This is a genomic window from Pseudomonas sp. R4-15 (genome assembly GCF_055768815.1).
The window spans coordinates 3,793,654-3,817,328 of record NZ_CM147293.1; the positions used below are offsets into that span (position 1 = coordinate 3,793,654).

Below are 23,675 nucleotides of genomic sequence, written 5' to 3' on the forward strand. Positions count from 1 at the left end.
CGCCCTAAGGCGGCCTGTGCGATAAAGCGTCGGGGCGACATCAGTTGCCGATGTGCGCCTCGCGGTACTCCTGCTCGGCGGCGTCGAAGCGCTGCTGGATGGCCTCGGAAGGCGCCTTGTCCAGCTTGCTGAAGACGTAGATCGCCAGGCTGGCGAGGATGAAGCCGGGGATGATCTCGTAGAGCCCCAGGCCGATCCAGTTCTTCCACACGATCACGGTGACGGCGCCGACCAGCATGCCGGCGAGCGCGCCGTTACGAGTCATGCGCTTCCACAACAGGGAGATCAGCACCACCGGACCGAAGGCCGCGCCGAAACCGGCCCAGGCATAGGAAACCAGGCCGAGCACTTTGCTCTCCGGGTTGTAGGCGATGGTGATGGCGATGGCGGCGATCGCCAGCACCATACCGCGACCGACCCAGACCAGCTCAGTCTGCGAGGCATTCTTGCGCAGCAGTGCCTTGTAGAAGTCCTGGGTCAAGGCGCTGGAACTCACCAGCAACTGCGCGCTGAGGGTGCTCATCACAGCGGCGAGCACGCCGGAGAGGATGATCCCGGCGACCCACGGGTTGAGCAGCAGCTTGGTCAGTTCCATGAACACGCGCTCGCCGTTCTCGCTCACCGGCCCTGCCTGGTCCGGATGACCGGCGAAATAGGCGATGCCGAAGAAGCCGACAGCCACGGCGCCGATCAGGGTCAGCAGCATCCAGATCATGCCGATGCGGCGCGCCGCGGGGATCGACTTCACCGAATCGGCGGCCATGAAGCGCACCAGGATGTGCGGCTGGCCGAAGTAACCCAGCCCCCAGGCCAGCAGAGAAACGATGGCGACGAAGGACAGGCCGCTGAACATGTCGAAGGCGGCGGGGTTCTGCGCCTCGATGGTCGCCATCGCAGCGTCCATGTCACCCAGTGCGAGGATCACGAACAGCGGCGTGATCAGCAGAGCGAAGATCATCAGCGTGGCCTGCACGGTGTCGGTCCAGCTGACCGCCAGGAAGCCACCGACGAACACGTAGAGGATGGTGGCCGCAGCGCCCAGCCACAGCGCCGTGTCATAGCTCATGCCGAAGGTGGTCTCGAACAGGCGCGCACCAGCGACCACGCCGGAAGCGCAGTAGATGGTAAAGAACACCAGGATCACCAGCGCCGAGAGAATGCGCAGGAGGCGACTTTTGTCCTCGAAGCGATGGGTGAAGTAGTCGGGCAGGGTCAGGGCGTTGTGGTTGTGCTCGGTATGCACACGCAGGCGCCCTGCAACGAACAGCCAGTTCAGCCAGGCCCCGACGAGCAGGCCGATGGCGATCCAGCTTTCCGACAGGCCGGCGGCGAAGATCGCGCCAGGCAGGCCCATCAGCAGCCAGCCGCTCATGTCCGAGGCACCGGCGGAAAGCGCGGTGACGAAGCTGCCGAGACTGCGTCCGCCTAGGATGTAGTCGTCGAAGTTCTTGGTGGCACGGTAGGCGGTGAAACCGATCAGAATCATCGCCGCGATGTAGATCACAAAGGTGATCAGAGTGGGATTGTTGAGGCTCATGGGCTTGCGCTTCTCATTGTAGTGGTGGGACGCGAGTGACCGTAGACGGCAGGTGCCACCCATACGACACGACGATCAAGCGCCGGTCACGCGCACGGAAGGCGAATTGTGCCACCAGGTGCAACCGTACGCCATCAATAGGTTGCAACCGACTACCGAACGTGTCGAATTCAGCGCCTGAGGAGGAGTTCTCGCATCGGTGCGAGGCGCGCCAGCAAGCGCTTCTGAGTGGTCGCCGGCAAACCCTGGGCATCCATCGCCTTCTGCAGATCCTCGACCAACGCATCGAACTCGGCGGCGCTGAGTTCCAGCCGCTGGCGGGTTTCCTGCCGGCTATCGCCGCTGGGCTCGCAGGGCCCGCCACTCTCCACGCAGATCTGCTCGATCAATTTGTCGCGCAAAGGCACGATGTCGATGTTCACGAAGCGCCGGAAGATACGCGGGTCTGCCGCCGCATTGAGCAGCATGCCCTCGACCACCTTCTGAATGCCCGGTTTCTGGCCCAGCTCCTGGTAAAGGCTATCGTCGACAGGAGGACGTTGGGCGCAGCCGACCATCAGCGACAGCAGCAACGCGAATAGAGGCAGACGCATCATCAGTAGCTCCCTTGCAGCGACAGGTAGAAACCGTTCTGGTCGTCCCGGGTGACGATCTCGCCCCGCCGGGCGCAGACCGCGACGACGCTGAAGCGCTTGTTCGCGAACCCGACGAGGAATCCGTCCACCCAATCGCCTTCACCGGCGAAGGCGAGGTTCGCCGGGTTTCTCGTGATAGGCCAAATCTCCCGCCGGCCAGAATTGGGCGTCACCATAACGGAGCCTTCCTTGAGCCAGGAACGACCTTCGCCGACGACACCCACAAAGCCTAGCAGCCCCCGCGCGTTAGCGCGGCGGTGGTGCGGGCCGGCACTGACCAGCCACGCCTGAGGCGATGGCCAGGCGCCTGAGGGTCCCTTCATTACCGCCCCTCCCCCACAGGCGCGGGAAGTCCCCGACAAAGACGTCAGCCCAGGTTCAGATCGCCCCTCGGCACGGATGACTTCATCCCGCATCCTGCATTCGGCTTTTATCGGACGACCCAGCCCAGAGCCCTCCATACACGGGACATGCGCGCCATTGAAATCGTCGGCGCGACCACCCATCTAAGCAGGCATGTCATGCCAACAGGTGCCCCATGAGCGACCAGGACCATCCTTCCGATATCGTCGAGCAGGCCGGCCAGGGCAGTCACAGCCTTGTACTGCCGAACCAGACGTTCCCCGAACGCGTCTACGTCATCCCGGTGCACAACCGGCCCTTCTTTCCCGCCCAAGTGTTGCCGATCATCGTCCCCGAGGAACCCTGGGCGGAGACCCTGGAGCTGGTTGCCAAGACCGAGCACCATTGCCTCGCGCTGTTCTACATGGACCAGCCCGAAGACCCGCGCCACCTCGACACCAGCCACCTGCCGGAACACGGCACCCTGGTGCGCGTACACCGTGCCAGCCGCGAGAACGGCCAGTTGCAATTCGTCGCCCAGGGCCTTTCCCGGGTGCGGGTGAAGGGGTGGCTGAAACGCCATCGGCCGCCGTTCCTCGTCGAAGTGGACTACCCACGCCCCGATGAGGACCCACGCGACGAGGTGAAGGCCTACGGCATGGCTCTGATCAACGCGATCAAGGAGCTGCTCCCGCTCAATCCGCTGTACAGCGAAGAGCTGAAGAACTACCTCAACCGTTTCAGCCCCAACGATCCCTCCCCGCTCACCGACTTCGCCGCGGCCCTGACCACCGCGCCCGGCCATGAGCTGCAGGACGTGCTGGACTGCGTCCCCGTGCTCAAGCGCATGGAGAAGGTGTTGCCGCTGCTGCGCAAGGAGGTGGAGGTCGGCCGCTTGCAGAACGAGCTGTCGGCCGAGGTCAACCGCAAGATCGGCGAACGCCAGCGTGAGTTCTTCCTCAAGGAACAGTTGAAGATCATCCAGCAGGAGCTGGGCATCACCAAGGATGACAAGAGTGCCGATGCGGACACCTTCCGCGAGCGGCTCGAAGGCCGCGCACTACCCGAGGCGGCGCGCAAGCGCATCGACGAGGAGCTGCAGAAGCTGTCGATCCTCGAGAGTGGCTCGCCCGAATACGCCGTCACCCGCAACTACCTCGACTGGGCGACCAGCGTGCCCTGGGGCGTGCACGGGCAGGACAAGCTCGACCTCGGCCACGCGCGCAAGGTGCTCGACAAGCACCATGCCGGCCTCGACGACATCAAGAACCGCATTCTCGAATTCCTCGCGGTGGGCGCGTTCAAGGGCGAGATCGCCGGTTCCATCGTGCTACTGATAGGCCCGCCCGGGGTCGGCAAGACCAGCATCGGCAAGTCCATCGCCGAATCCCTCGGCCGGCCGTTCTACCGTTTCTCGGTGGGTGGCATGCGCGATGAGGCGGAGATCAAGGGTCATCGGCGCACCTACATCGGCGCCATGCCCGGCAAGCTGGTGCAGGCGCTCAAGGACGTCGAGGTGATGAACCCGGTGATCATGCTCGACGAGATCGACAAGATGGGCGCCAGCTTCCAGGGCGACCCGGCCTCGGCCCTGCTGGAAACCCTCGACCCGGAGCAGAACGTCGAATTCCTCGATCACTACCTGGATCTGCGCCTGGACCTGTCCAAGGTGCTCTTCGTCTGCACCGCCAATACCCTGGATTCGATCCCCGGACCGCTGCTCGACCGCATGGAAGTGATCCGCCTCTCCGGCTACATCGCCGAGGAGAAACTGGCCATCGCCAAGCGGCATCTGTGGCCCAAGCAACTCGAGCGCGCTGGCGTGCCCAAGGGGCGACTGGCGATCAGCGACGCCGCGCTCAAGGCGCTGATCGAGGGCTATGCCCGCGAAGCCGGCGTGCGTCACCTGGAGAAGCTGCTCGGCAAGATCGTGCGCAAGAGCGTCGTACGCTTGCTGGAAGACCCTGAGCTGAAATTGCGCGTCGGGCCGAAGGACCTGGAAGACCTGCTCGGCATGCCGACCTTCCGCAAGGAACAAGTGCTCGCCGGCACCGGCGTGGTCACGGGGCTGGCGTGGACCAGCATGGGCGGCGCGACGCTGCCCATAGAAGCCACGCGGATTCACACGCTCAACCGCGGCTTCAAGCTGACCGGACAGCTCGGCGAGGTGATGAAGGAGTCGGCCGAGATCGCCTACAGCTACGTGGGCGCCAACCTCAAAGCGCTCAAGGGCGATGCGGGCTTCTTCGACCAGGCCTTCGTGCACCTGCACGTCCCCGAGGGCGCCACGCCCAAGGACGGCCCCAGCGCCGGCATCACCATGGCCAGCGCCCTGCTGTCACTGGCGCGCGACCAGGCCCCCAAGAAAGGCGTAGCCATGACCGGCGAGCTGACCCTCACCGGCCAAGTACTGCCCATCGGCGGGGTGCGTGAGAAGGTCATCGCCGCACGCCGGCAGAAGCTTTACGAGCTCATCCTGCCGGAGGCCAACCGGGGCGACTTCGACGAGCTGCCCGAGTACCTCAAGGAAGGCGTGACGGTGCATTTCGCCCGCCGCTTCACGGATGTGGCCAAGGTGCTGTTCGGCGAGTGACGCCCGACACTGAAGGGCCGGGACTTGGGCGTGCGCGGTCCAGCCGCTATGCTGGACCGCTGAACCCCCTCAAGGAGAGACCGATGACCCGCACGCCCCTGCTCGCCGCCGTACTGCTGCTGACAGCCTGCGCCAGCGGCCCGGACGCCACGCAGCGATTGCAGGACGCCGCCGACTGCCCGCTGGCGCTGCACACCGGGCAAACGCTGGTGCTGGCGCTGCCGAGCAATCCCACCAGCGGTTTTCGCTGGCAGATTCGCGATGCCGCGCCCAAGGTGCTGGAAGCCCGTGGCGAAGAGGTCTACCGCCAGCCAGAGGGCGCGGCAGTGGGTGGCGAGGGAAGCTCCGAGTGGCGCTTCGACGTGACCGGCATCGGCGAAGGCCTGCTGCAGCTGGACTATCGTCGGCCCTGGGAGTCCAGCGAACAGCCCGCCGAACGCACCTTTCTCTGCGCGATCACCGTGGCGGACTAGGACTTCACGTCAGGCATCTGGTCGAACGCCCGGCAGACCCGGTTACGGCCCTCACGCTTGGCGGCGTAGAGCGCTTGGTCGGCAGCCTGCAGGATGCCGTCGGACGTGCTGCCGTCACGCGGATACATCGCCAGCCCCAGGGAGATCGTCACGGCCCCCAGCGCGTGTCCGCCATAGCGCAGTTGCAGTTTGCTGACCGCCAGGCGCAGCGATTCGCAGCGAGCGATGGCGTCCTGCTCGGAAATCTCCGGCAGGACCAGGGCAAACTCCTCACCACCGAAACGACAAGCGAGGTCACTGGCGCGTACCTGCTTGCGCAACTCGCCCGCCAACTCGCGCAACACCAGATCACCGGCCTCGTGGCCGAAGCTGTCGTTGAAGCGCTTGAAGTGATCCGCATCGAGCATCACCACCGCCACCTCGACCTGCTTGCGCCCGGCACGCAACAGCTCCAGGCGCAGGGTTTCATCCAGGAACCGGCGGTTGTACAGGCCGGTCAGCGCATCGCGTACCGACTGTTGCCGCAGGCTGTCACGCAAACTGAGATTGGAAACGCCCAGGGACACCTGCTCGGCGAAGGCTTCGGCCAGCTCCTGCAGGCGGTCGTGCCCGCCGATCAGCGTAAGCACGCCCAGTGGCTCGCCCTGCGCCATGAGCGGCACGCACAGGTAGCCCTCGGGGCGTAGAGGTCCGCTCTCCATGTGCGCGCACACCAGATCGCGCGAGGGGTCGCCCACCGCGTGGCTCTGCCCGCGGCGCAGCGCCCAGCAGGCATCGCGCTCCATCAGATCGCTCCCGGTATTCCAGTCGCCCCAATGGCTGGCGCACTCGAGAACATCGTGGGACGGATGGTAGAGGTACATGCAGCCATCCGAATCGGGGAACAGTTGCAGTGCGAAACGTCGAATGATCTCGTGGCATTCGTCGAAACGATGGCTGGAGTGCAGCGCACCGGCCATCTGGCTGAGCAGGGAAATCTCTCGGTTACGCCGCTCGAGTTGCGTCATACCGCTGGAGAGGCGATCGCCGAGCAACTGCTGCTCCTGCTTAGCGGCGACACTCGCGCGAATGATCCGGAAGCTGAGCACGAAGAGCAGCACCATCAGCGCCAGGTCGATGATCGCGATCACGACCAGGCCAGCGTAGGAAACGCGCTCGCGCCAGAGAATGTCCTGCTTGATCGCCGTGAGGCGCCCCGCCACTTGCGCGATGAGGTCGCCCATCTGGCGCCGCAGACCATCCATGATGACCTTGCCACGACCACTGCCGACGATGGCCACAGCTTCTGCCAGGCCGCGCTCGCGGCGCACGCTGATGACTTCCTGGAAGTAATCGCGCTGTTCTTCGACTTCTCGCGTGATCGCCTTCAAAGCATCGATGAGAACATCGTCATGGGCGTTTTCCACACGTAGGTCGCGACTCAGCCGGTCGACCTCGGCATAGCCCTGGTAGAGCGGCGCAAGAAAGTCGTCACGACCACTGATGACGAAGCCGCGCTGGCCGGTCTCACCGTCCTTGAGGGCGGAAAAAAGCTGCTCGAGCTGAGCCAGCAGGGTTTCCTGTCGAGCGCGCGAGCCCTCGGCTTGCCCGGTCCAGTGCACGCCTAGCGGCGCAGCAAGCAAGTTCAACAGCAGAACCAGAATGGAAAGGAAGAAGATGCTTCTCAGGCGAGACAGGCCATCGATCACGCGCAGGGTCTCTGTGGCGGGTTTGCGCCCGAGTGTAACGGCATGCGCGGATGAATGCCCGGCTCCAGCGATTCCGATCGCCGCGCTCTGCGGTTAACATGGCGCCCCGCTCCTCTATGCAACGATCCATCGCCGTGAAAAGCGCCCCTGACCAACTCTTCGCCCAGCCCCTGGACGCCGTGCCCGACTTCACCTTCAACGAGGACGTCGCTCGGGTGTTCCCGGACATGATCAAGCGCTCGGTACCCGGCTACCCGACCATCGTCGAAAACATCGGCGTACTCGCCGCACGCTTCGTCGGCGCCCATGGGCTGCTCTACGACCTGGGCTGCTCCCTCGGTGCGGTGACCCAGGCCCTGCGCCGCCACGTGCGCGCCGAGGGCTGCCGCATCATCGCCGTGGACAACTCCCCGGCCATGCTGCAGCGCTGCGACGAATACCTGCGCGCGCAGGACGCGATGTTCCAGGAGCTGCTGCCGGTGCAACTCTGCGAGGCGGACATCCTGCAGTTGCAGCTCGAGCCCTGCGACTTGGTGGCGCTGAACTTCACCCTGCAGTTCATCGCCCCCGAGCAACGCCTGGAGCTGCTGCAGCGCATTCGCCAGGCGCTCAAGCCGGGTGCGGCACTGATCCTCTCGGAGAAGCTGCGTTTCGACGATCCCGCAGAACAGGCGCTGCTCACCGAGCTGCACCTGGACTTCAAGCGGGCCAACGGCTACAGCGAACTGGAAATCGCGCAGAAACGCAGCGCCATCGAGCACGTGATGATTCCCGACAGCCTGGACGAACACCGCCAGCGGTTGCTGCAGGCAGGCTTCTCCCGCGTGCAGCCCTGGTTCCAGTGCCTGAACTTCGCCTCACTGATCGCCCTGCCATGATCGAACTCGAACCGCTAATCTCGCACTGCGCCAACACGCCCTTGCAGGATTGGGCAGCCCAGCTCCCCGCGCAACTGGCCGCGCGGCTGGATAAGGGCCATGGCGACCTGGCACGCTGGCAGGCCGCACTCGCCGCGCTGCCGACGCTGGAGGTGCAGCAGGTCGATCTGAGCGAACGCCTGGCACTCGCCGGGGCCTGTGACGCCACCCAACGCACGCAGCTTGAGCACGCACTGGAAGGCCTGATGCCCTGGCGCAAGGGGCCTTTCGAGCTGTTCGGCGTGGACCTGGACACCGAATGGCGTTCGGACTGGAAGTGGGCACGGGTAGCACCGCACCTGGACCTGCACGGCAAGCGCGTGCTCGACGTCGGTTGCGGCAATGGCTATTACGGCTGGCGCATGCTCGGCGCCGGCGCAGCCAGCGTGATCGGCATCGACCCGAACCTGTTGTTCCTCTGCCAGTTCCTGGCCATCGCGCACTACCTGCCCGGTCAACCCATCTGGCAACTGCCTTTCACCCTGGAAGACCTCCCCGAGCGCCTGGAAGGCTTCGACAGCGTGTTCTCCATGGGCGTGCTCTATCACCGCCGCTCCCCCATCGACCACCTGCTGCAACTCAAGGATTGCCTGTTGCGTGGCGGCGAGCTGGTGCTCGAGACCCTGGTGGTCGACGGCGACGTCAACCAGGTCCTGGTCCCCGAGGACCGCTACGCGCAGATGCGCAACGTCTGGTTCCTGCCCTCGGTGGAGGCGCTGGCGCTCTGGCTGCGCCGCGCCGGTTTCTGTGACGTGCGCTGCGTGGACGTCAGTACGACGAGCACCGACGAGCAACGCAGTACGCGTTGGATGCGCTTCCAGTCGCTTGGCGACTTCCTCGATCCTGGCGATCCCGCCCGCACCGTCGAAGGCCTGCCGGCGCCGCGCCGCGCAGTGATGCTCGCGCGCAAGCCTTAAGCCCCGTCATGGCGTTTACGGCGGCGCGCCACCAGCCGCCGTAGCGAGACCTGGGCGCCCTCCACGACCACGCCACGTTCGCTGCCAAAGCGCAGGCGTCCCGCACGCTCGGCCTCCAGCAGTTCACGCATGCGACGCCGCCAGCGCCAGGCGCGCAGGTATTCCCGTGCCAGGCGCAACGGCACCACGGGCCACATCGCCGGCAGATAGGGTTCCAGGGGTTTTCTCTCGAATAGACGCTGCCACATGTCACGGCCTCCGGATGACGAGGGGTTGACCCTCGGATTCAGGTTGCCCTCAGGCTGCGACAGGACTATCGTTCAATCAAACCAATAAATATCAAACACGAATTTAGATTTTCTAAACGAGAGATCATCATGGGCGCTCCCCTGCTGGAAAGCGATCTGCTACGTACCTTCGTCGCCATCGCCGAAAGCGGCAGTTTCAGCCGCACCGCGCAAATCGTGCACCGCAGCACCGGCGCGGTGAGCATGCAGGTCCGGCGGCTGGAAGAATTGCTCGGCTGCCAGTTGTTCCTGCGCGAGCCTCGGCAGACCCGCCTCACCGGCGAGGGCGAACGCCTGCTCGGCTACGCCAGACGCCTGCTGGCGCTGAACGCCGAGGCGGTCGCGCAATTCGCCGAGCCCAAACTGAGCGGCACGCTGCGCTTCGGCACGCCGTTCGATGTCGGCACCGGCATCCTGCCGGAGGTCCTGAGCAGCTTCGCCCGGGACTTTCCGCTGGTCGAGGTCGAGGTTTGCACCGGCCGCAGCCTGGACTTGGTCGCCCGCCTGGACGCCGGCGAACTGGATCTCACACTGATCAACAGCGGCAATGATGGCGTGGAGGACACCCGCGGAGAGCTGATTCACAGCGAGCAATTGGTCTGGGCCGGGCTGGACGGCGGCAACGCGATCCAGCGCACGCCGATGCCGCTGGCACTGGCCTCCACCGGCTGCGCCTGGCGCCGCGCCGGGTTGGCAGCGCTCGACCGCCTGGGCAAACCCTATCGGATCGCTTACTCGTCCGAGCAGAGCACGGGCCAGGAAGCCGCGGTGAAAGCCGATCTGGCGATCGCCGTGCTGCCACGTAATCTGGTGAAGCCGCCCTTGCGCGCCCTCGGCGAGGCGCAAGGGCTACCGGAGCTCGGACAGTTCCAGGTGCGCATGCTATGCGCCAACCCGATGTCCGCCGCCGCCAGCACGCTCGCCGAGCAGCTACGCGTGGCCTGCGCCAGCTAGGCCTCAGCGCTTGCGCCACTCCAGCAAACGATTGTTGGCAGGCATCTCGTGGTCGGCGCTTAGCGCAAGGCCAGCCTCCGTCGCCAAGCGGTCGACCGCCTCGAAGTCACGCACCCCGCTCGCCGGATCGCGCTGACGCAGCAATGCATCGAAGCGCTCGTTGCTTTCACTGGTGAAGGCGCCGTCGTAGTTGAACGGCCCGTAGAGGCAGAACACGCCACCGGCGGGCAGCAGCTCGCCGATCCGATTGATGCAGCGCTGCACCTGCGGCCAACCCATGATGTGGCTGGTGTTGGCAGAGAACACCGCATCGAACGGCCCGGCGGGCCATTGCGCCTGTTCCACGTCCAGCTCGACGGGCAACAGCAGGTTGCCGGGGAGCTCCGGCTCCGCCATCCAGGCGCGAATACCGGGCAGGTGCTCGATACGGTCGCTCGGCTGCCAGCTCAACCAGGGCATGTGGGCCGCGAAATGCAGCGCATGCTGTCCGGTGCCACTGCCGATTTCCAACACGCGTCGCTGCTGGGCGAACGCCCGCTGCAACACCGCGAGGATCGGCGCCTTGTTGTTCTCGCAAGCCTGGGAAAACGGCTTGTCGATCATTTCCCGGCGGCCGCCGCGATCAGTTGCTTCATCTCACGCACCGCGTCCTTGAAGCCGACGAACAGCGCATGGGCGACGATGGCGTGGCCGATGTTCAGCTCGTTCATCCCCGGGATCGCCGCCACTGGCTCGACGTTGTGGTAATGCAGGCCGTGCCCGGCATTGACGATCAGCCCCAGAGAGCGGCCCAGGGCGACGCCTTCACGGATACGCGCCAGTTCGTCGGCCTGCACCTGATCGTTCTCGGCATCCGCATAGCGCCCGGTATGCAGCTCGATGGCCGGGGCGCCGAGGCGCGCGGCCGCTTCGATCTGTGCAGGCTCGGGGTCGATGAACAGCGACACTTCGCTGCCTACCGCCGCCAGGCGCTGTACCGCAGCGCCAATCCGCTCCAGTTGCCCGGCGACGTCCAGGCCACCCTCGGTGGTCAATTCCTGCCGGGTCTCCGGAACCAGGCAGACATGCTCGGCACGCAGGCTCTCGGCGAAATCGAGCATGAACGGCGTGACACCCATCTCGAAGTTCATGCGCGTCTGCAGGCACTCCTTGAGCAGGCGCACGTCACGCTCCTGGATGTGCCGGCGGTCTTCGCGCAGATGCACGGTGATGCCATCCGCGCCGGCCTCCTCGGCGTCCAGCGCGGCCTTCACCGGATCGGGATAACGTGTACCGCGTGCCTGACGCAGGGTGGCGACGTGGTCGATGTTGACGCCCAGCAGGACGCGCGTGAGCTCGCTCATTTGAGAGATTCCTTGGGATTCATGAACAACTCGCGGCTGACCAACGGTCGACCGCCCAGATGGGGCGCCAGGGCTTGGCGCATGAGGCGCTTGGCCGCGCCAAGAGCGCCAGGGACATCCCAGTCGGCCTGCGCCATCGCCTGCAGTTCGGTGCCATGGAAACAGCCCGGCTGCAGTTGCCCGATCGGCTGCAAGCCGGCCTCGGGGAGCAACTGATAGAGGCCACCGCCAGCGATCGGCTGCCCGGTCACGTCCTGATCCAGGGCGAAACCATAGCCCAGCTCATCGAGCAGGCGCCACTCGAAGGCACGCAACAACGGTTCCAGCGGCCGGCCGGCGGCGAGCGCCGTGAGGGTCGCGGCGTAATGTTCGAAGAAGGCAGGATGCGGGTCGTCGAGCGGTAGCAGGCGCATCACCAGCTCGTTGAGATACATGCCGCTGTAGAGCGCTTGCCCCACCAACCAGTGGGCGGCGCCGGCAGGCTCCAGCCGTGCGATGCTTTTCAGCTCGCTACGCCCGCGAACCTCTACCTCGAGTCCGACGAAGGGCCTGGCCAGACTGCCGGCCTTGCCTCGGGCATGCCGCAGCACACCGCGAAAACGCCCGCGCCCTGCGTCGAAGAAATCGACCAGGGCGCTGGTTTCCTTGTAGGGACGGCTATGCAGCACGTAGGCGGGCATGCCCGGCGCCGCCTTAGAGGTCTAGGTAACCCAGCGAGCGCAAGGCGCGCTCGTCGTCGGACCAGCCGCCTTTCACCTTGACCCAGAGGTTGAGCATGATCTTGGCATCGAAGAGCTTCTCCATGTCCATTCGCGCCTCCTGGCCGATGCGTTTGATACGCTCGCCCTTGTCGCCGATGATGATCTTCTTCTGCCCATCGCGCTCGACCAGAATCAGCGCATGGATATGCAGCACGTGGCCTTCCTGCTTGAAGTCCTCGATCTCTACGGTGATCTGGTAAGGCAGCTCCGCCCCCAGCTGGCGCATGATCTTCTCGCGTACCAGCTCGGCAGCGAGGAAGCGGCTGGAACGGTCGGTGAGCTGGTCTTCGGGGAAGAAATGCTCGTTCTCCGGCAGGCGCTCGGCGACCAGTTGCTCGAACAGCTCCAGGTTCTGGCCCTGTTGCGCGGACAGGGGCACGATTTCGGCATCCGGCAACTGCTGCGCCAGCCACTCGAGATGCGGCAGCAACTCGGCCTTGTCCTCCAGGCGATCGGTCTTGTTCACCGCGAGGATCACCGGGCATCTGACCAGGCGCACGCGCTCGAGGACCATCTCGTCCTCTTCGGTCCAGCGCGTGCGGTCGACCACGAAGACCACCACGTCGACGTCGCGCAGTGCGGATTGGGCACTGCGGTTCATGTAGCGGTTGAGCGCTTTCTCGCTGTTCTTGTGCAGCCCCGGGGTATCCACGTAGAGCGCCTGGATCGGACCTTCGGTCTTGATCCCGAGCAGCGTGTGACGGGTGGTCTGCGGCTTGCGCGAGGTGATTGCGAGCTTTTGCCCGAGGATGTGGTTGAGCAGCGTCGACTTGCCGACGTTGGGCCGGCCGACGATGGCCACGTATCCACAGCGGCTGACTTCACTCATGAGCGTTCTCCACGCCCAGCGCGCTCAGCGCGGCGGCGGCAGACACCTGCTCGGCGATCCGCCGGCTGGCACCCTGGCCCTGGGTCTTGTCGTTGAGCAGGCTGACCTGGCATTCGACGAAAAAGGTTCGGCAATGCGGCTCACCCTGGATGTCCACCACCTCGTAGCGCGGCAGTTCGCAGCCACGCGACTGCAAGAACTCCTGCAGGCGGGTCTTGGGGTCCTTGTTGGTGTCGACCAGGGTCAGCCCTTCGAGTTCGTTGGCTAGCCAGGCGAGTACGCGTTCACGTGCGGTCTGCATACCGGCGTCGAGGTAGATGGCGCCGATCAGCGCTTCGAGGGCATCGGCGAGGATCGACTCGCGGCGAAAACCGCCGCTTTTGAGCTCGCCCGAGCCCAGACGCAGGTATTCGCCCAGCTCGAAGCCGCGCGCGAGCACCGCGAGAGTCTCGCCCTTCACCAGGCGGGCACGCAGGCGCGATAGCTGGCCTTCACGCGCCTGCGGAAAGCGCTCGAAGAGCGCTTCGCCGGCAACGAAGTTGAGGATGGCATCGCCGAGGAACTCCAGCCGCTCGTTGTTGCGTCCGGCGAAGCTGCGATGGGTAAGCGCCAGCTGCATCAGCTCGCGGTTCTGGAAACTATGGCCGAGCTGACGCTCGAGACGATCGAGGGAAACAGTCACTGGAAGCGTACGCGGTATTCGTCATCGAAATGGACCACCAGATCGATGTTCTTGAGGATGGGCTCGCGCTGTTCATAGGCGAGGTGGACGATGAAGTAGTTGCGGTCCACTGTCACCTTCATCACGTCGTTGAGCTTGAGGTTGCGGATTCCGTTGATCTGCATGCCTTTGCCGACATGAGTATAGAAGCCGCCAACGGTATCGACCTTCACGCTCGGGTCTTCGTCCACCGAGCGAATGATCTCCACCAGCGCGCGATGGTCGAGATAGTGCGGCACCAGCTTGAACAGCACGCTGGCGGCGAAGGCGATCAGCGTCAGCCCCAGCAGCAGGTTGAGCAGGGAGAATCCACGTTGCGCGCGGGGTACGTTCATGGGCGACCTCTATGTCATAGAGGCGGGCATCCGCCCGCCTCGCTCCAGCATCAGTGAATCAGCCCGACGCGACTGAAGGTCGGCAGGTGGCTGAACTTCGGGTCGGGCCAGCTCATCCAGACCGCGAAGGCCTTGCCGACGATGTTGCGATCCGGAACCATGCCGTGCAATTCCTGGGGAATAGCCGGGTCATTCCAGTAGCGACTGTCGTTGGAGTTGTCCCGGTTGTCGCCCATCATGAAGTAGTGCCCGGCAGGCACTACCCACTCCCCGCCGGGATCCATACGGTAGCGGCTCATTTCCTTGCGGATCAGGTGCTCGTACTCGCCGAGCTTCTCCTTGTAGAGCACTGCACTGCCAAGGCTGCCGGGCTCTTCGCCAATCAACTGTTCGGCGACCAGTTGGTCGTTGATGTACAGCCGCTTGTTGCTGGTGTAGCGGATATGGTCGCCGGGCAGGCCGACCACACGCTTGATGTAGTTGATGCTCGGGTCGCTAGGATAGCGGAACACCATGACCTCGCCGCGCTGCGGATCGCCCACCTCGATCACCTTGGTATCGAGTACCGGCAGGCGGATGCCGTAGGCGAATTTGTTGACGAGGATGAAGTCGCCAACCTCCAGGGTGGGCTTCATCGAACCGGACGGAATCTGGAACGGCTCCACCAGGAACGAACGCAGCACCAACACGATGGCCAGTACAGGAAAGAACGACTTGCCATATTCGACCAGGGTGGGCTCACGCCCCAACTTCTGGATCACCTCGTCGTCAGGCGCATTGACCGAGTCCACGTAGTTGGCGATGCGCGTCTTGCGGCGCGGCGCCAGGACCAGCAAATCGAAAAGCGCGAGCAGACCCGAGACGGCCACCGCCACCACCAGCAACAACGGGAAATTGATCGACATCTAGCTATCCACTTTGAGTACGGCGAGGAAGGCTTCTTGGGGAATTTCCACGCTTCCGACCTGTTTCATGCGTTTCTTACCGGCCTTCTGCTTTTCCAGCAACTTGCGCTTGCGCGAAACGTCGCCACCATAGCACTTCGCCAGAACGTTCTTGCGCAACGCCTTGACCGTGGTACGGGCAATGATCTGCCCACCGATGGCGGCCTGGATCGCGACGTCGAACATCTGCCGCGGAATCAGTTCTTTCATCTTCTCGGTCAGCGCGCGGCCCTTCTGGGCGGCACGATCACGATGCACGATGAGCGCCAGCGCATCGACGCGCTCGCCATTGATCATCACATCGAGACGTACCAGATTGGCGGCCTGGAAGCGATCGAAGCTGTAGTCCAGCGACGCATAGCCGCGGCTGACGGACTTGAGACGGTCGAAGAAGTCCATCACCACCTCGTTCATCGGCAGGTCGTAGCAAACCTGTACCTGACTGCTGAGGAACTGCATGTCGCGCTGCACGCCCCGCTTCTCGATGCACAGGGTGATGACGTTGCCCAGGTGCTCCTGCGGTACCAGGATGTTGGCGCGCACGATGGGCTCGCGCATTTCCTGGATCGAGGCGAGGTCCGGCAGCTTGGAGGGGTTGTCGACGTAGAGGGTCTCGCCGTTCTTGAGGATGACCTCGAAGACCACGGTGGGCGCGGTGGTGATCAGGTCCAGGTCGTACTCGCGCTCCAGGCGCTCCTGGATGATCTCCATGTGCAGCATGCCGAGGAAGCCGATGCGGAAGCCGAAGCCCAGGGCTTCGGAGCTTTCCGGCTCGTACTGCAGCGCGGCGTCGTTGAGGGTCAGCTTCTGCAACGCTTCGCGGAAGTCCTCGAAGTCGTCGGAGCTGATCGGGAACAGCCCCGCGTATACCTGCGGTTTGATCCGCTGGAAGCCCGGCAGCATGTCCACTTCCGGGGTGCTGGAGAGGGTCAGGGTATCGCCTACCGGCGCCCCCTGGATGTCCTTGATACCGGCGATGATGAAGCCCACTTCACCGGCTTTGAGGTCAGCGGTCTCGGTGTGCTTGGGCGAGAAGACGCCGACGCTGTCGACTTGGTGCACCTTGCCGGTGGACTTCACCAGAACCTTGTCGCCCTTCTTGATGCGCCCGTGGCGCACGCGCACCAGGGAGACCACGCCCAGGTAGTTGTCGAACCAGGAGTCGATGATCAGCGCCTGCAGCGGCGCTTCGATCTCGCCGGTGGGCGCCGGAATCACCTTGACCAGGCGTTCCAGTACGTCGATCACGCCCATGCCGCTCTTGGCGCTGCAGGGCACGGCATCGGTGGCATCGATACCGATGATGTGTTCGATCTCTTCCTTCACCCGCTCAGGCTCGGCCTGGGGCAGGTCCATCTTGTTCAGCACGGGCATCACTTCCAGCCCCTGCTCGATGGCGGTGTAGCAGTTGGCGACGGACTGCGCCTCGACGCCCTGGCCCGCATCCACCACCAGCAACGCGCCTTCGCAGGCGGCCAGCGAGCGGCTCACCTCGTAGGTGAAGTCGACGTGCCCGGGGGTGTCGATGAAGTTGAGCTGGTAGGTCTTACCGTCCTGCGCCTTGTAGTACAGGGTGACGCTGTGCGCCTTGATGGTGATCCCGCGCTCACGCTCCAGGTCCATGGAATCGAGGACCTGCGCCTCCATTTCACGGTCGGAAAGCCCGCCGCAGATCTGGATGAAACGATCCGCCAGGGTCGATTTGCCGTGGTCGATGTGGGCGATGATGGAGAAGTTGCGGATATGGCTCAGGTCGGTCACGAAGGCAACACTCGAATAATAATGCGGCATGCACCGCCGAAAAATAGCCGTGCATTCTAGCCGATACCCGGCCACGACGTCATCCGCGGCGGGTTTGGCAAGATAGGGCCTGCTCTCGATTCACTCGCGAACCGTGTTGTCGTGAATGAAACGGGAACAGGCCCTAAGGAAAAAGGGCGACTTTCGCCGCCCTTGTTCTCTTGCCCCGGTATTACTCGGTCAGCCTGAAGGTGATGAAGCTCGCTCGCCCCTGACGCAGGACGCGCATGGATACCGAGCGGTTCTTCGGCAGTTTCTGTACCTGCTGGGTGAATTCCTTGGCGCTGTTCACCACCTGGTTGTTCAGGTGCGTGATCACGTCGCCCGGGCGCAGCCCGACCATCACCGCCGGTCCGTCCTGCACTTCGCGGATCACCACGCCGCCATCGACGTCGAGGCTCTTCTTCTGCTCCGCCGTGAGATCGGCCACGCTGACACCCAGACGATTGCTGCTGCGCTCGGTAGAACCGTCGGCGGCACTGATACTCGCCTGGTCGTCATCCGCCGGCATGTTGCCGATGGTCACATCGAGCGACATGCGCTTGCCGTCGCGCATCAGTTCTATGCGTGCCTTGTCCCCAGGCTTGATGCCGCCCACCAGGTGGGGCAGATCCGCCGACATGTCGATCGCTTTACCGTTGAGGCTGAGGATCACGTCACCGACCTTCAGGCCAGCCTTGGCGGCCGGACCGTCATCGAGCACCTGGGCCACCAACGCGCCCGCCGGGCGATCCAGGCCGAAGGACTCGGCGAGGTCACGGTTGACCTCCTGAATCACGACGCCCAGCCATCCGCGACTGACCTTGCCGGTGTCGCGCAACTGATCGGCCACGTCCATCGCGACATCGATCGGGATCGCGAAGGACACCCCCATGAAGCCACCGGACTTGGTGAAGATCTGCGAGTTGATGCCGACCACCTCGCCCTTGAGGTTGAACAACGGGCCACCGGAGTTACCTGGGTTGATCGCCACGTCAGTCTGGATGAACGGCACGTAGCTCTCGTTGGGAAGGTTACGCCCCGTCGCGGAAACGATGCCCGCGGTGACCGAGTGATCAAAACCGAACGGAGAGCCGATGGCGACCACCCATTCACCCGCCTTGAGCGCGTTGGAGTCACCCAGCTTCAAGGTCGGCAACCCCTTGGCATCGATCTTCAGCAGGGCCACATCAGTACGCGGGTCAGCGCCGACCAGTTTGGCTTTCATCTCGCTACGGTCGGGCATGCGCACGACGATCTCGTCGGCATCGGCCACCACGTGGTTGTTGGTGAGGATGTAGCCATCATCGGAAATGATGAAGCCCGATCCCAGCGACTGCGCTTCGCGCTGAGCGCCGCCCCGTGGCGCCTGTGGAATACTGCGCTCGAAGAACTCGCGCAGCATCGGCGGCAGCCCTTCCAGGTCGGGCATCTGCATGGACGCATCGCGCTGCGGCAGCTTCTGCCGCGTACTGATATTGACGACCGCCGGCGAAGCCTCATCGACCAATCCGGTAAAGTCCGGCAACTCGGCAGCACTGGCCATCAAAGCCTGGGTCGCCATGAACAGCGCCAGGACTCCCGTCAGGCAGGATTTCAGATCTATTTTCAACATGGGCTCCCCCACTTGAGGACTGCAGAACCCGGCGCAAGCCCCCCTTGCCCCGAGTACCCTGCCGGGCCATCGGACCCGACGTACGGACTCCGGCAAAACGCCAGAGTGACAAGAAAGTGCCGCGAACGGCACCTCTACTGAGCGGCGACCCCGTCCCCGGTGCCGCGCATGGAGAGCGCGATGCGTTCGGCGGTGCCGAGAGGAATCTCACCAACCACCGTAGCCATTACTCCGCCCTCTCCCATGTCCAAACGCCGCGATACCGCGACCGTAGGCCCGAGCTGACTACGCGCGTCTTGACCCGGCGCGCCATCGAGAGGCTCGAGAAATACCGAGAAACGTGCCAACCCGTCGCCATAGACCAGCCAGGCGCCACCTTTGCGCCCTTCCCGTGGCGGCTGCTGAAATGCCTGCAGCAGCTCGAAGCCTGGCGGAAGCCACTCGGCCTTCCACGGCTGACCAGACAAAGGTTCGCTAGGCAGCGAAACCAAGGGCTGGCAGTCACCCCGAGGACGCATCTGGCGTTCATCGGGGACGCTATCGAGTTCGAGATTGGTAAACTGGAAACGCTCCAGCAGATGCCCTTTGTCATCCAGCATCAACGTGCGCAAGGGCAAACCGCTCTCACGATCGAGGTGCAGCTCGAAGCCGAACCGATGCTGATCACGCGGCACCAGAACCACCACCACCGCTTTACGATCGGCCACGCGGGATTCCCCGGTTACGCGAATGTCGTACCACTGGGAAAGTTGATCGGGCTTGAATTGCCGGCCAATGAACTGGCCGTGGGTCACCTGCTGCGTCAACCCGCCTGAAACGCAGCGGGTAGTGCCGTCGACACGCAACATCTCTTGAGGCTGGCCGTCGAGCTGCAGCAGGCGTTCATGGATCTTTCCACTGCCATCTACACGATGCCAGATGGCGTGACTGGAAAAGCTGCCGTTACGCTCGTAAACGAAGGTGCCTTGGAAACTGTGCTGTTGCTCGGCCTTTGGCATGCGGAGAAGCCATTGCGTGGCTTCATCCGCATGAACCGGCGAGGACAGCGCGCTACCTAGCAGCAGCGCCACTCCAATCCTGCGCATGTGACTCCTTACTTACTCTGCAGCACCTTCCACACTGGCAGCGCGCGCATAGGGCAGAGCACCCTCGACGCCGTTGAGCGAAGACTGCTCGGCATGCTGGCGCAGGTACTCCGGCAGGCGCTTGTCATGCCAGCCTTCGACTTCCTGAGCCTGCTGAGCCGATGCCGGCTCGGACGAGGTGGTGTAGCCAGCAAGGATGGCCGGAGACTGCGCCTGATTCTGCGGAATGCTAATCGGCGCTTGAGTACCCTGAGCCAACTCGGCCGGAGCCACACCATCGGCATTGTAGAAACGCACGCCAGCGAGGACCGCGACTGCGACAGTTGCCGCAACAGCAACCCGCCCCAAGCCACGCACCATGCCTGCGCTCCGCACCGGAGCCTTTTCGTCTGCCAGCGCGGCAGAGACTGCGGAAGCGATGTCCAGATGCGGATCGATCACCTCGCGATGCATGACGGCACGAGCCATCTGGTAGCGTGACCAGGCGCCGCGAACCTCGGCGTCGTCACTGGCACCGAGCACTCGGCGCAATTCGAGTTCGTCCGCTTCGTTATCCATTACCGCGGACAGCGATTCCTGCAGGGATTCACGATTCATGGCAGCTCCTCTCGCTGTCTCAGGTTTGCTCGCGCAACAGGGGTTGCAACGCTTTGTCGATAACTTCGCGCGCCCTGAAGATGCGCGACCTTACGGTTCCAACCGGACACTGCATCACGTTGGCAATGTCCTCGTAGCTAAGACCATCGAACTCGCGAAGAGTTAACGCCGTTCGTAAGTCTTCAGGCAGTTGCTGGATGGTTCGATGCACCGTGGCCTCGATCTCGTCCCGCAACATCGCGCGCTCGGGGGACTCAATGTCCTTGAGCGCATGATCGCCATCGTAGAATTCAGCGTCTTCCGTGCTAACGTCGTTGTCTGGTGGTCGCCGTCCCCTTGCGACCAGATGGTTTTTTGCGGTGTTGATGGCAATCCGGTACAGCCACGTATAGAACGCACTGTCACCGCGAAAGTTCCCTAGCGCCCGATAGGCCTTGATGAAGGCTTCCTGAGCCACGTCCTGCGCTTCATGACTGTCGTGCACGAAACGCACGATGAGTCCTAAAATCTTGTGCTGATACTTGAGCACCAGCAGATCGAATGCCCTCCTGTCGCCGCGCTGCACGCGCTCGACCAATTGCTGATCCTGCTCCTGGGTTACCATGAACACTCCTCATCCCAAGAGAAGAACATCGACGCTCGCTTGCCAGCCAACTTGCTCACATAGACTGGCGAATCGAGCAAAAGTTCTCCCCTTTCGTAAGCTCCCGGACCATCGGCAGACGGCGCGACCCGGGAAACCAGTGGATGCGTCACGCACGCATCGCATAAAAGGCATAGCCTGCCTGCCGGCCGGTCTTAACGGACCGCTGCCCACACAGCGGTCGCCGGCTTTCATTACGGCAACCGACCTTTGAGTTGGCGCCGTAAATAAAAGTTCCTACTAATGACCTGGCAAGCACTCGCTATTTTGCCGGGGCCCCCGTCGATATACTAGGCGGCACAACACCGGGACAGGTTTTTCATGAGCCAGCACTTCCAGCACGACGTCTTGGTCATCGGCAGCGGTGCTGCTGGCCTGACGCTCGCCCTCACACTGCCCGACCACCTGCGTATCGCCGTGTTGAGCAAGGGAAACCTGAGCAACGGCTCGACCTACTGGGCGCAAGGTGGCGTAGCCGCAGTGCTCGACGACACCGACACCGTGGACTCTCACGTGGCGGACACCCTGGTCGCCGGTGCCGGGCTTTGCGATGAAGACGCCGTGCGCTTCACCGTCGAGCACAGTCGCGAAGCGATCGAATGGCTGATCGAACAGGGCGTGCCTTTCACTCCTGACGATGGCAGCGAAGAACAAGCGTATGCCTTCCACCTCACCCGCGAGGGCGGCCACAGTCACCGGCGCATCATCCACGCCGCCGACGCGACCGGCGCGGCCATTTTCAACACGCTGCTGGAGCAGGCCCGGCAGCGGCCGAATATCACCCTGATGGAGCAACAGGTCGCTGTCGACCTGATCACCGATGCCAAGCTCGGCACCGAAGGCGGACGCTGCCGTGGCGCGTACGTGCTCGACCGCCATCGCGGCGAGGTCGACACCCACGCGGCGCGCTTCGTCGTTCTCGCCTGCGGCGGAGCCGCCAAGGTCTATCTCTATACGAGCAACCAGGACAGCGCCAGCGGTGACGGCATCGCCATGGCCTGGCGTGCGGGTTGCCGCGTCGGCAACCTGGAGTTCAACCAATTCCACCCGACCTGCCTGTACCACCCCCAGGCCAAGAGCTTCCTCATCACCGAAGCACTGCGCGGCGAAGGAGCTCAGCTCAAGCTTCCCAACGGCGAGCGCTTCATGACGCGCTTCGACGACCGCGAGGAACTGGCGCCACGGGACATCGTCGCCAGAGCGATCGATCATGAGATGAAACGCCTGGGCATCGATTGCGTACACCTGGACATCAGCCACAAGCCAGCCGAGTTCGTCCGCGCGCACTTCCCCACCGTCTACGAGCGCTGCCTGGAGTTCGGCATCGATATCACCCGTGAGGCGATCCCCGTCGTACCCGCCGCCCACTACACCTGCGGTGGCGTCGTCGTGGACAGCCGCGGGCGCAGCGACGTGGATGGCTTGTACGCAATCGGCGAGACCAGTTTCACTGGCCTGCACGGCGCCAATCGGATGGCAAGCAACTCCCTGCTTGAGTGCTTCGTCTACGCACGCTCGGCCGCCACGGACATCGTTTCCCAACTCGAGCAGGTGCGGATGCCCGGCGAACTGCCAACCTGGGACGCCAGTCAGGTCACCGACTCGGACGAGGACGTGATCATCGCGCACAACTGGGATGAACTACGGCGCTTCATGTGGGACTACGTGGGCATCGTGCGCACCGACAAACGCCTGCAGCGCGCCCAGCATCGGGTGCGCCTGCTGCTCGACGAAATCGATGAGTTCTACAGCAACTACCGGGTGAGTCGCGACCTGATCGAGCTCCGCAATCTGGCACTGGTGGCGGACCTGATCATCAAGTCCGCCATGCGACGCAAAGAGTCGCGCGGCCTGCACTACACCCTCGACTACCCAGAGTCGTCGGCGCAAGCCGTAGACACTATTCTGGCGCCTTCCAGCGCTGCCGACTGAAGCGCAACCGTACTCGCAAGCGCCGGTGAGCCTCCACCGGCAGGGCGTCCGCCATGACGCAGACGCTCTCGGCCCAAAGCCGGCCAGGCAAACGAAAGCGCATGACCACCGCCCACGGCAATACCACGCTCTGCGGCAGGAGCTGCACGGCTTGCCAGCCGTCTCGGCGATTCCACACCTGCCAGCCACGCGCATCGTGGCGCACGCCGCACCAGGCGCGCGGCGCCCTGAGCGACACGCCCAGCGGCAAGCACCAGGCCGCATAAGAGAGGCAGGCGAGGTCGATCAGTAGCGCGACGCTCAACGGAACGTCGGCCATCCAGGGCGCAAGCAACGCCAGAAGCAGCGCCCCTAGAGACGAAAACCGCAGGCGCCGCGAAGGCGTCCAGCGGCATTCGAACGCCTCAATTTGGCTGGACACGATCCAGGATCATGCGCACGATGCGCCGCAGGTCCGCATCTTCGGGCTCCTCGCGCTCCATGAACCAGCCGAACATATCCTGATCCTCGCAAGTGAGCAGCTTGCGGTAGCGTGCCTGATCGTCCGGATCCAGTTGCGTGTAAGCCTCTTCGAGAAAGGGCACCAGCAATACGTCCAGCTCCAGCATGCCGCGACGGCTATGCCAGTAGAGACGTTTGAGTTCGATATCGTCGGCCATGCTCGGGCTCCTGCGAAGGGGGCGCCATTATAGCGGCGCCATGCGCAACCGGCACCCGCTGACAAGCGCCCCCATGCGACTTATGATGC

At 63.9% G+C, this 23,675-nt stretch carries 25 protein-coding genes; 6 read left to right on the forward strand and 19 right to left on the reverse strand.

Annotated elements, in window-relative coordinates:
• Window positions 1-40: 40 nt before the first annotated feature.
• The 3 genes from putP to ACYRGX_RS18315 form a co-directional block, all read right to left on the reverse strand.
• Window positions 41-1,537, reverse strand: coding sequence for a sodium/proline symporter PutP (gene putP, locus ACYRGX_RS18305; RefSeq protein ID WP_473053870.1), 1,497 nt, complete (start codon window positions 1,535-1,537; stop codon window positions 41-43).
• Between the two features lie 170 nt (window positions 1,538-1,707).
• Window positions 1,708-2,130 carry a group I truncated hemoglobin gene (locus ACYRGX_RS18310; protein ID WP_473056722.1) on the reverse strand — a complete coding sequence of 141 codons (423 nt, stop codon included), beginning with the start codon at window positions 2,128-2,130 and terminating at the stop codon, window positions 1,708-1,710.
• 2 nt (window positions 2,131-2,132) lie between these two features.
• Complete coding sequence (locus tag ACYRGX_RS18315; RefSeq protein ID WP_473053871.1) at window positions 2,133-2,678, reverse strand: DUF3034 family protein; 546 nt, start codon at window positions 2,676-2,678, stop codon at window positions 2,133-2,135.
• Window positions 2,679-2,710: 32 nt separating this feature from the next.
• On the opposite strand from ACYRGX_RS18315, the gene lon reads away from it, so the two are divergent.
• Window positions 2,711-5,107 (forward strand): endopeptidase La, encoded by a 2,397-nt coding sequence (lon, locus tag ACYRGX_RS18320; protein ID WP_473053872.1) that lies wholly within the window; start codon window positions 2,711-2,713, stop codon window positions 5,105-5,107.
• An 83-nt stretch (window positions 5,108-5,190) separates the two neighbouring features.
• On the forward strand, window positions 5,191-5,580 hold the full coding sequence (locus ACYRGX_RS18325) for a protease inhibitor I42 family protein (protein WP_473053873.1): 390 nt from the start codon (window positions 5,191-5,193) through the stop codon (window positions 5,578-5,580).
• On the opposite strand, the gene ACYRGX_RS18330 is transcribed toward ACYRGX_RS18325, so the two are convergent.
• Window positions 5,577-7,208, reverse strand: coding sequence for a diguanylate cyclase (locus tag ACYRGX_RS18330; RefSeq protein ID WP_473053874.1), 1,632 nt, complete (start codon window positions 7,206-7,208; stop codon window positions 5,577-5,579). The genes ACYRGX_RS18325 and ACYRGX_RS18330 overlap by 4 nt on opposite strands.
• A gap of 176 nt (window positions 7,209-7,384) precedes the next feature.
• On the opposite strand from ACYRGX_RS18330, the gene cmoA reads away from it, so the two are divergent.
• Both cmoA and cmoB read left to right on the forward strand, forming a co-directional pair.
• Entirely contained in the window at window positions 7,385-8,146 is a 762-nt protein-coding gene (gene cmoA, locus ACYRGX_RS18335; protein ID WP_473053875.1) for a carboxy-S-adenosyl-L-methionine synthase CmoA, read from the forward strand.
• A complete protein-coding gene (gene cmoB, locus ACYRGX_RS18340; protein WP_473053876.1) occupies window positions 8,143-9,102 on the forward strand; it encodes a tRNA 5-methoxyuridine(34)/uridine 5-oxyacetic acid(34) synthase CmoB in 960 nt (319 codons plus the stop codon). The genes cmoA and cmoB overlap by 4 nt, the downstream gene beginning before the upstream one ends.
• On the opposite strand, the gene ACYRGX_RS18345 is transcribed toward cmoB, so the two are convergent.
• A complete protein-coding gene (locus tag ACYRGX_RS18345) occupies window positions 9,099-9,350 on the reverse strand; it encodes a hypothetical protein (RefSeq protein WP_473053877.1) in 252 nt (83 codons plus the stop codon). The two genes, cmoB and ACYRGX_RS18345, sit on opposite strands and share 4 nt — an antisense overlap.
• Before the next feature lie 129 nt (window positions 9,351-9,479).
• Here ACYRGX_RS18345 and ACYRGX_RS18350 point away from each other — a divergent pair, with 129 nt between their 5' ends.
• Complete coding sequence (locus ACYRGX_RS18350; RefSeq protein WP_473053878.1) at window positions 9,480-10,343, forward strand: LysR substrate-binding domain-containing protein; 864 nt, start codon at window positions 9,480-9,482, stop codon at window positions 10,341-10,343.
• Between the two features lie 3 nt (window positions 10,344-10,346).
• On the opposite strand, the gene ACYRGX_RS18355 is transcribed toward ACYRGX_RS18350, so the two are convergent.
• The 12 genes from ACYRGX_RS18355 to rpoE form a co-directional block, all read right to left on the reverse strand.
• Window positions 10,347-10,946: a DUF938 domain-containing protein gene (locus tag ACYRGX_RS18355; protein WP_473053879.1), complete on the reverse strand. Its 600-nt coding sequence runs from the start codon at window positions 10,944-10,946 to the stop codon at window positions 10,347-10,349.
• Complete coding sequence (gene pdxJ / locus ACYRGX_RS18360; RefSeq protein ID WP_473053880.1) at window positions 10,943-11,686, reverse strand: pyridoxine 5'-phosphate synthase; 744 nt, start codon at window positions 11,684-11,686, stop codon at window positions 10,943-10,945. The genes ACYRGX_RS18355 and pdxJ overlap by 4 nt, the downstream gene beginning before the upstream one ends.
• Entirely contained in the window at window positions 11,683-12,366 is a 684-nt protein-coding gene (gene recO / locus ACYRGX_RS18365; protein ID WP_473053881.1) for a DNA repair protein RecO, read from the reverse strand. Before recO ends, pdxJ begins: the two co-directional genes overlap by 4 nt.
• Window positions 12,367-12,379: 13 nt before the next feature.
• Window positions 12,380-13,276 carry a GTPase Era gene (gene era, locus ACYRGX_RS18370; protein WP_473053882.1) on the reverse strand — a complete coding sequence of 299 codons (897 nt, stop codon included), beginning with the start codon at window positions 13,274-13,276 and terminating at the stop codon, window positions 12,380-12,382.
• On the reverse strand, window positions 13,269-13,958 hold the full coding sequence (rnc, locus tag ACYRGX_RS18375; RefSeq protein WP_473053883.1) for a ribonuclease III: 690 nt from the start codon (window positions 13,956-13,958) through the stop codon (window positions 13,269-13,271). Before rnc ends, era begins: the two co-directional genes overlap by 8 nt.
• Window positions 13,955-14,332 (reverse strand): DUF4845 domain-containing protein, encoded by a 378-nt coding sequence (locus tag ACYRGX_RS18380; protein ID WP_473053884.1) that lies wholly within the window; start codon window positions 14,330-14,332, stop codon window positions 13,955-13,957. The genes rnc and ACYRGX_RS18380 overlap by 4 nt, the downstream gene beginning before the upstream one ends.
• 50 nt (window positions 14,333-14,382) lie before the next feature.
• Window positions 14,383-15,237 (reverse strand): signal peptidase I, encoded by an 855-nt coding sequence (gene lepB / locus ACYRGX_RS18385; RefSeq protein ID WP_473053885.1) that lies wholly within the window; start codon window positions 15,235-15,237, stop codon window positions 14,383-14,385.
• Window positions 15,238-17,037 carry a translation elongation factor 4 gene (gene lepA / locus ACYRGX_RS18390; protein WP_473053886.1) on the reverse strand — a complete coding sequence of 600 codons (1,800 nt, stop codon included), beginning with the start codon at window positions 17,035-17,037 and terminating at the stop codon, window positions 15,238-15,240.
• 211 nt (window positions 17,038-17,248) lie between these two features.
• A complete protein-coding gene (locus ACYRGX_RS18395) occupies window positions 17,249-18,670 on the reverse strand; it encodes a DegQ family serine endoprotease (RefSeq protein ID WP_473053887.1) in 1,422 nt (473 codons plus the stop codon).
• A 134-nt stretch (window positions 18,671-18,804) separates the two neighbouring features.
• Window positions 18,805-19,755 (reverse strand): MucB/RseB C-terminal domain-containing protein, encoded by a 951-nt coding sequence (locus ACYRGX_RS18400; RefSeq protein WP_473053888.1) that lies wholly within the window; start codon window positions 19,753-19,755, stop codon window positions 18,805-18,807.
• Between the two features lie 12 nt (window positions 19,756-19,767).
• Window positions 19,768-20,352, reverse strand: coding sequence for a sigma-E factor negative regulatory protein (locus tag ACYRGX_RS18405; RefSeq protein WP_473053889.1), 585 nt, complete (start codon window positions 20,350-20,352; stop codon window positions 19,768-19,770).
• A 19-nt stretch (window positions 20,353-20,371) separates the two neighbouring features.
• Window positions 20,372-20,956, reverse strand: a complete 585-nt coding sequence (rpoE, locus tag ACYRGX_RS18410) for an RNA polymerase sigma factor RpoE/AlgU (protein ID WP_473053890.1) — start codon at window positions 20,954-20,956, stop codon at window positions 20,372-20,374.
• Window positions 20,957-21,316: 360 nt separating this feature from the next.
• Here rpoE and nadB point away from each other — a divergent pair, with 360 nt between their 5' ends.
• Window positions 21,317-22,927: an L-aspartate oxidase gene (gene nadB / locus ACYRGX_RS18415; RefSeq protein WP_473053891.1), complete on the forward strand. Its 1,611-nt coding sequence runs from the start codon at window positions 21,317-21,319 to the stop codon at window positions 22,925-22,927.
• Here nadB and ACYRGX_RS18420 read toward each other — a convergent pair.
• Together ACYRGX_RS18420 and ACYRGX_RS18425 are read right to left on the reverse strand one after the other, a co-directional pair.
• Window positions 22,896-23,348 (reverse strand): protein YgfX, encoded by a 453-nt coding sequence (locus tag ACYRGX_RS18420; RefSeq protein WP_473053892.1) that lies wholly within the window; start codon window positions 23,346-23,348, stop codon window positions 22,896-22,898. The genes nadB and ACYRGX_RS18420 overlap by 32 nt on opposite strands.
• Window positions 23,332-23,586: an FAD assembly factor SdhE gene (locus ACYRGX_RS18425; protein WP_473053893.1), complete on the reverse strand. Its 255-nt coding sequence runs from the start codon at window positions 23,584-23,586 to the stop codon at window positions 23,332-23,334. The genes ACYRGX_RS18420 and ACYRGX_RS18425 overlap by 17 nt, the downstream gene beginning before the upstream one ends.
• Window positions 23,587-23,675: the final 89 nt, after the last annotated feature.

Bases quoted from the DNA above. Each gene is read 5' to 3' on its own strand.
- putP (WP_473053870.1), bottom strand. From the start codon at position 1,537: ATGAGCCTCAACAATCCCACTCTGATCACCTTTGTGATCTACATCGCG.
- ACYRGX_RS18310 (WP_473056722.1), bottom strand. From the start codon at position 2,130: ATGCGTCTGCCTCTATTCGCGTTGCTGCTGTCGCTGATGGTCGGCTGC.
- ACYRGX_RS18315 (WP_473053871.1), bottom strand. From the start codon at position 2,678: ATGGGTGGTCGCGCCGACGATTTCAATGGCGCGCATGTCCCGTGTATG.
- lon (WP_473053872.1), top strand. From the start codon at position 2,711: ATGAGCGACCAGGACCATCCTTCCGATATCGTCGAGCAGGCCGGCCAG.
- ACYRGX_RS18325 (WP_473053873.1), top strand. From the start codon at position 5,191: ATGACCCGCACGCCCCTGCTCGCCGCCGTACTGCTGCTGACAGCCTGC.
- cmoA (WP_473053875.1), top strand. From the start codon at position 7,385: ATGCAACGATCCATCGCCGTGAAAAGCGCCCCTGACCAACTCTTCGCC.
- cmoB (WP_473053876.1), top strand. From the start codon at position 8,143: ATGATCGAACTCGAACCGCTAATCTCGCACTGCGCCAACACGCCCTTG.
- ACYRGX_RS18345 (WP_473053877.1), bottom strand. From the start codon at position 9,350: ATGTGGCAGCGTCTATTCGAGAGAAAACCCCTGGAACCCTATCTGCCG.
- ACYRGX_RS18350 (WP_473053878.1), top strand. From the start codon at position 9,480: ATGGGCGCTCCCCTGCTGGAAAGCGATCTGCTACGTACCTTCGTCGCC.
- ACYRGX_RS18355 (WP_473053879.1), bottom strand. From the start codon at position 10,946: ATGATCGACAAGCCGTTTTCCCAGGCTTGCGAGAACAACAAGGCGCCG.
- pdxJ (WP_473053880.1), bottom strand. From the start codon at position 11,686: ATGAGCGAGCTCACGCGCGTCCTGCTGGGCGTCAACATCGACCACGTC.
- recO (WP_473053881.1), bottom strand. From the start codon at position 12,366: ATGCCCGCCTACGTGCTGCATAGCCGTCCCTACAAGGAAACCAGCGCC.
- era (WP_473053882.1), bottom strand. From the start codon at position 13,276: ATGAGTGAAGTCAGCCGCTGTGGATACGTGGCCATCGTCGGCCGGCCC.
- ACYRGX_RS18380 (WP_473053884.1), bottom strand. From the start codon at position 14,332: ATGAACGTACCCCGCGCGCAACGTGGATTCTCCCTGCTCAACCTGCTG.
- lepB (WP_473053885.1), bottom strand. From the start codon at position 15,237: ATGTCGATCAATTTCCCGTTGTTGCTGGTGGTGGCGGTGGCCGTCTCG.
- ACYRGX_RS18395 (WP_473053887.1), bottom strand. From the start codon at position 18,670: ATGTTGAAAATAGATCTGAAATCCTGCCTGACGGGAGTCCTGGCGCTG.
- ACYRGX_RS18400 (WP_473053888.1), bottom strand. From the start codon at position 19,755: ATGCGCAGGATTGGAGTGGCGCTGCTGCTAGGTAGCGCGCTGTCCTCG.
- ACYRGX_RS18405 (WP_473053889.1), bottom strand. From the start codon at position 20,352: ATGAATCGTGAATCCCTGCAGGAATCGCTGTCCGCGGTAATGGATAAC.
- rpoE (WP_473053890.1), bottom strand. From the start codon at position 20,956: ATGGTAACCCAGGAGCAGGATCAGCAATTGGTCGAGCGCGTGCAGCGC.
- nadB (WP_473053891.1), top strand. From the start codon at position 21,317: ATGAGCCAGCACTTCCAGCACGACGTCTTGGTCATCGGCAGCGGTGCT.
- ACYRGX_RS18425 (WP_473053893.1), bottom strand. From the start codon at position 23,586: ATGGCCGACGATATCGAACTCAAACGTCTCTACTGGCATAGCCGTCGC.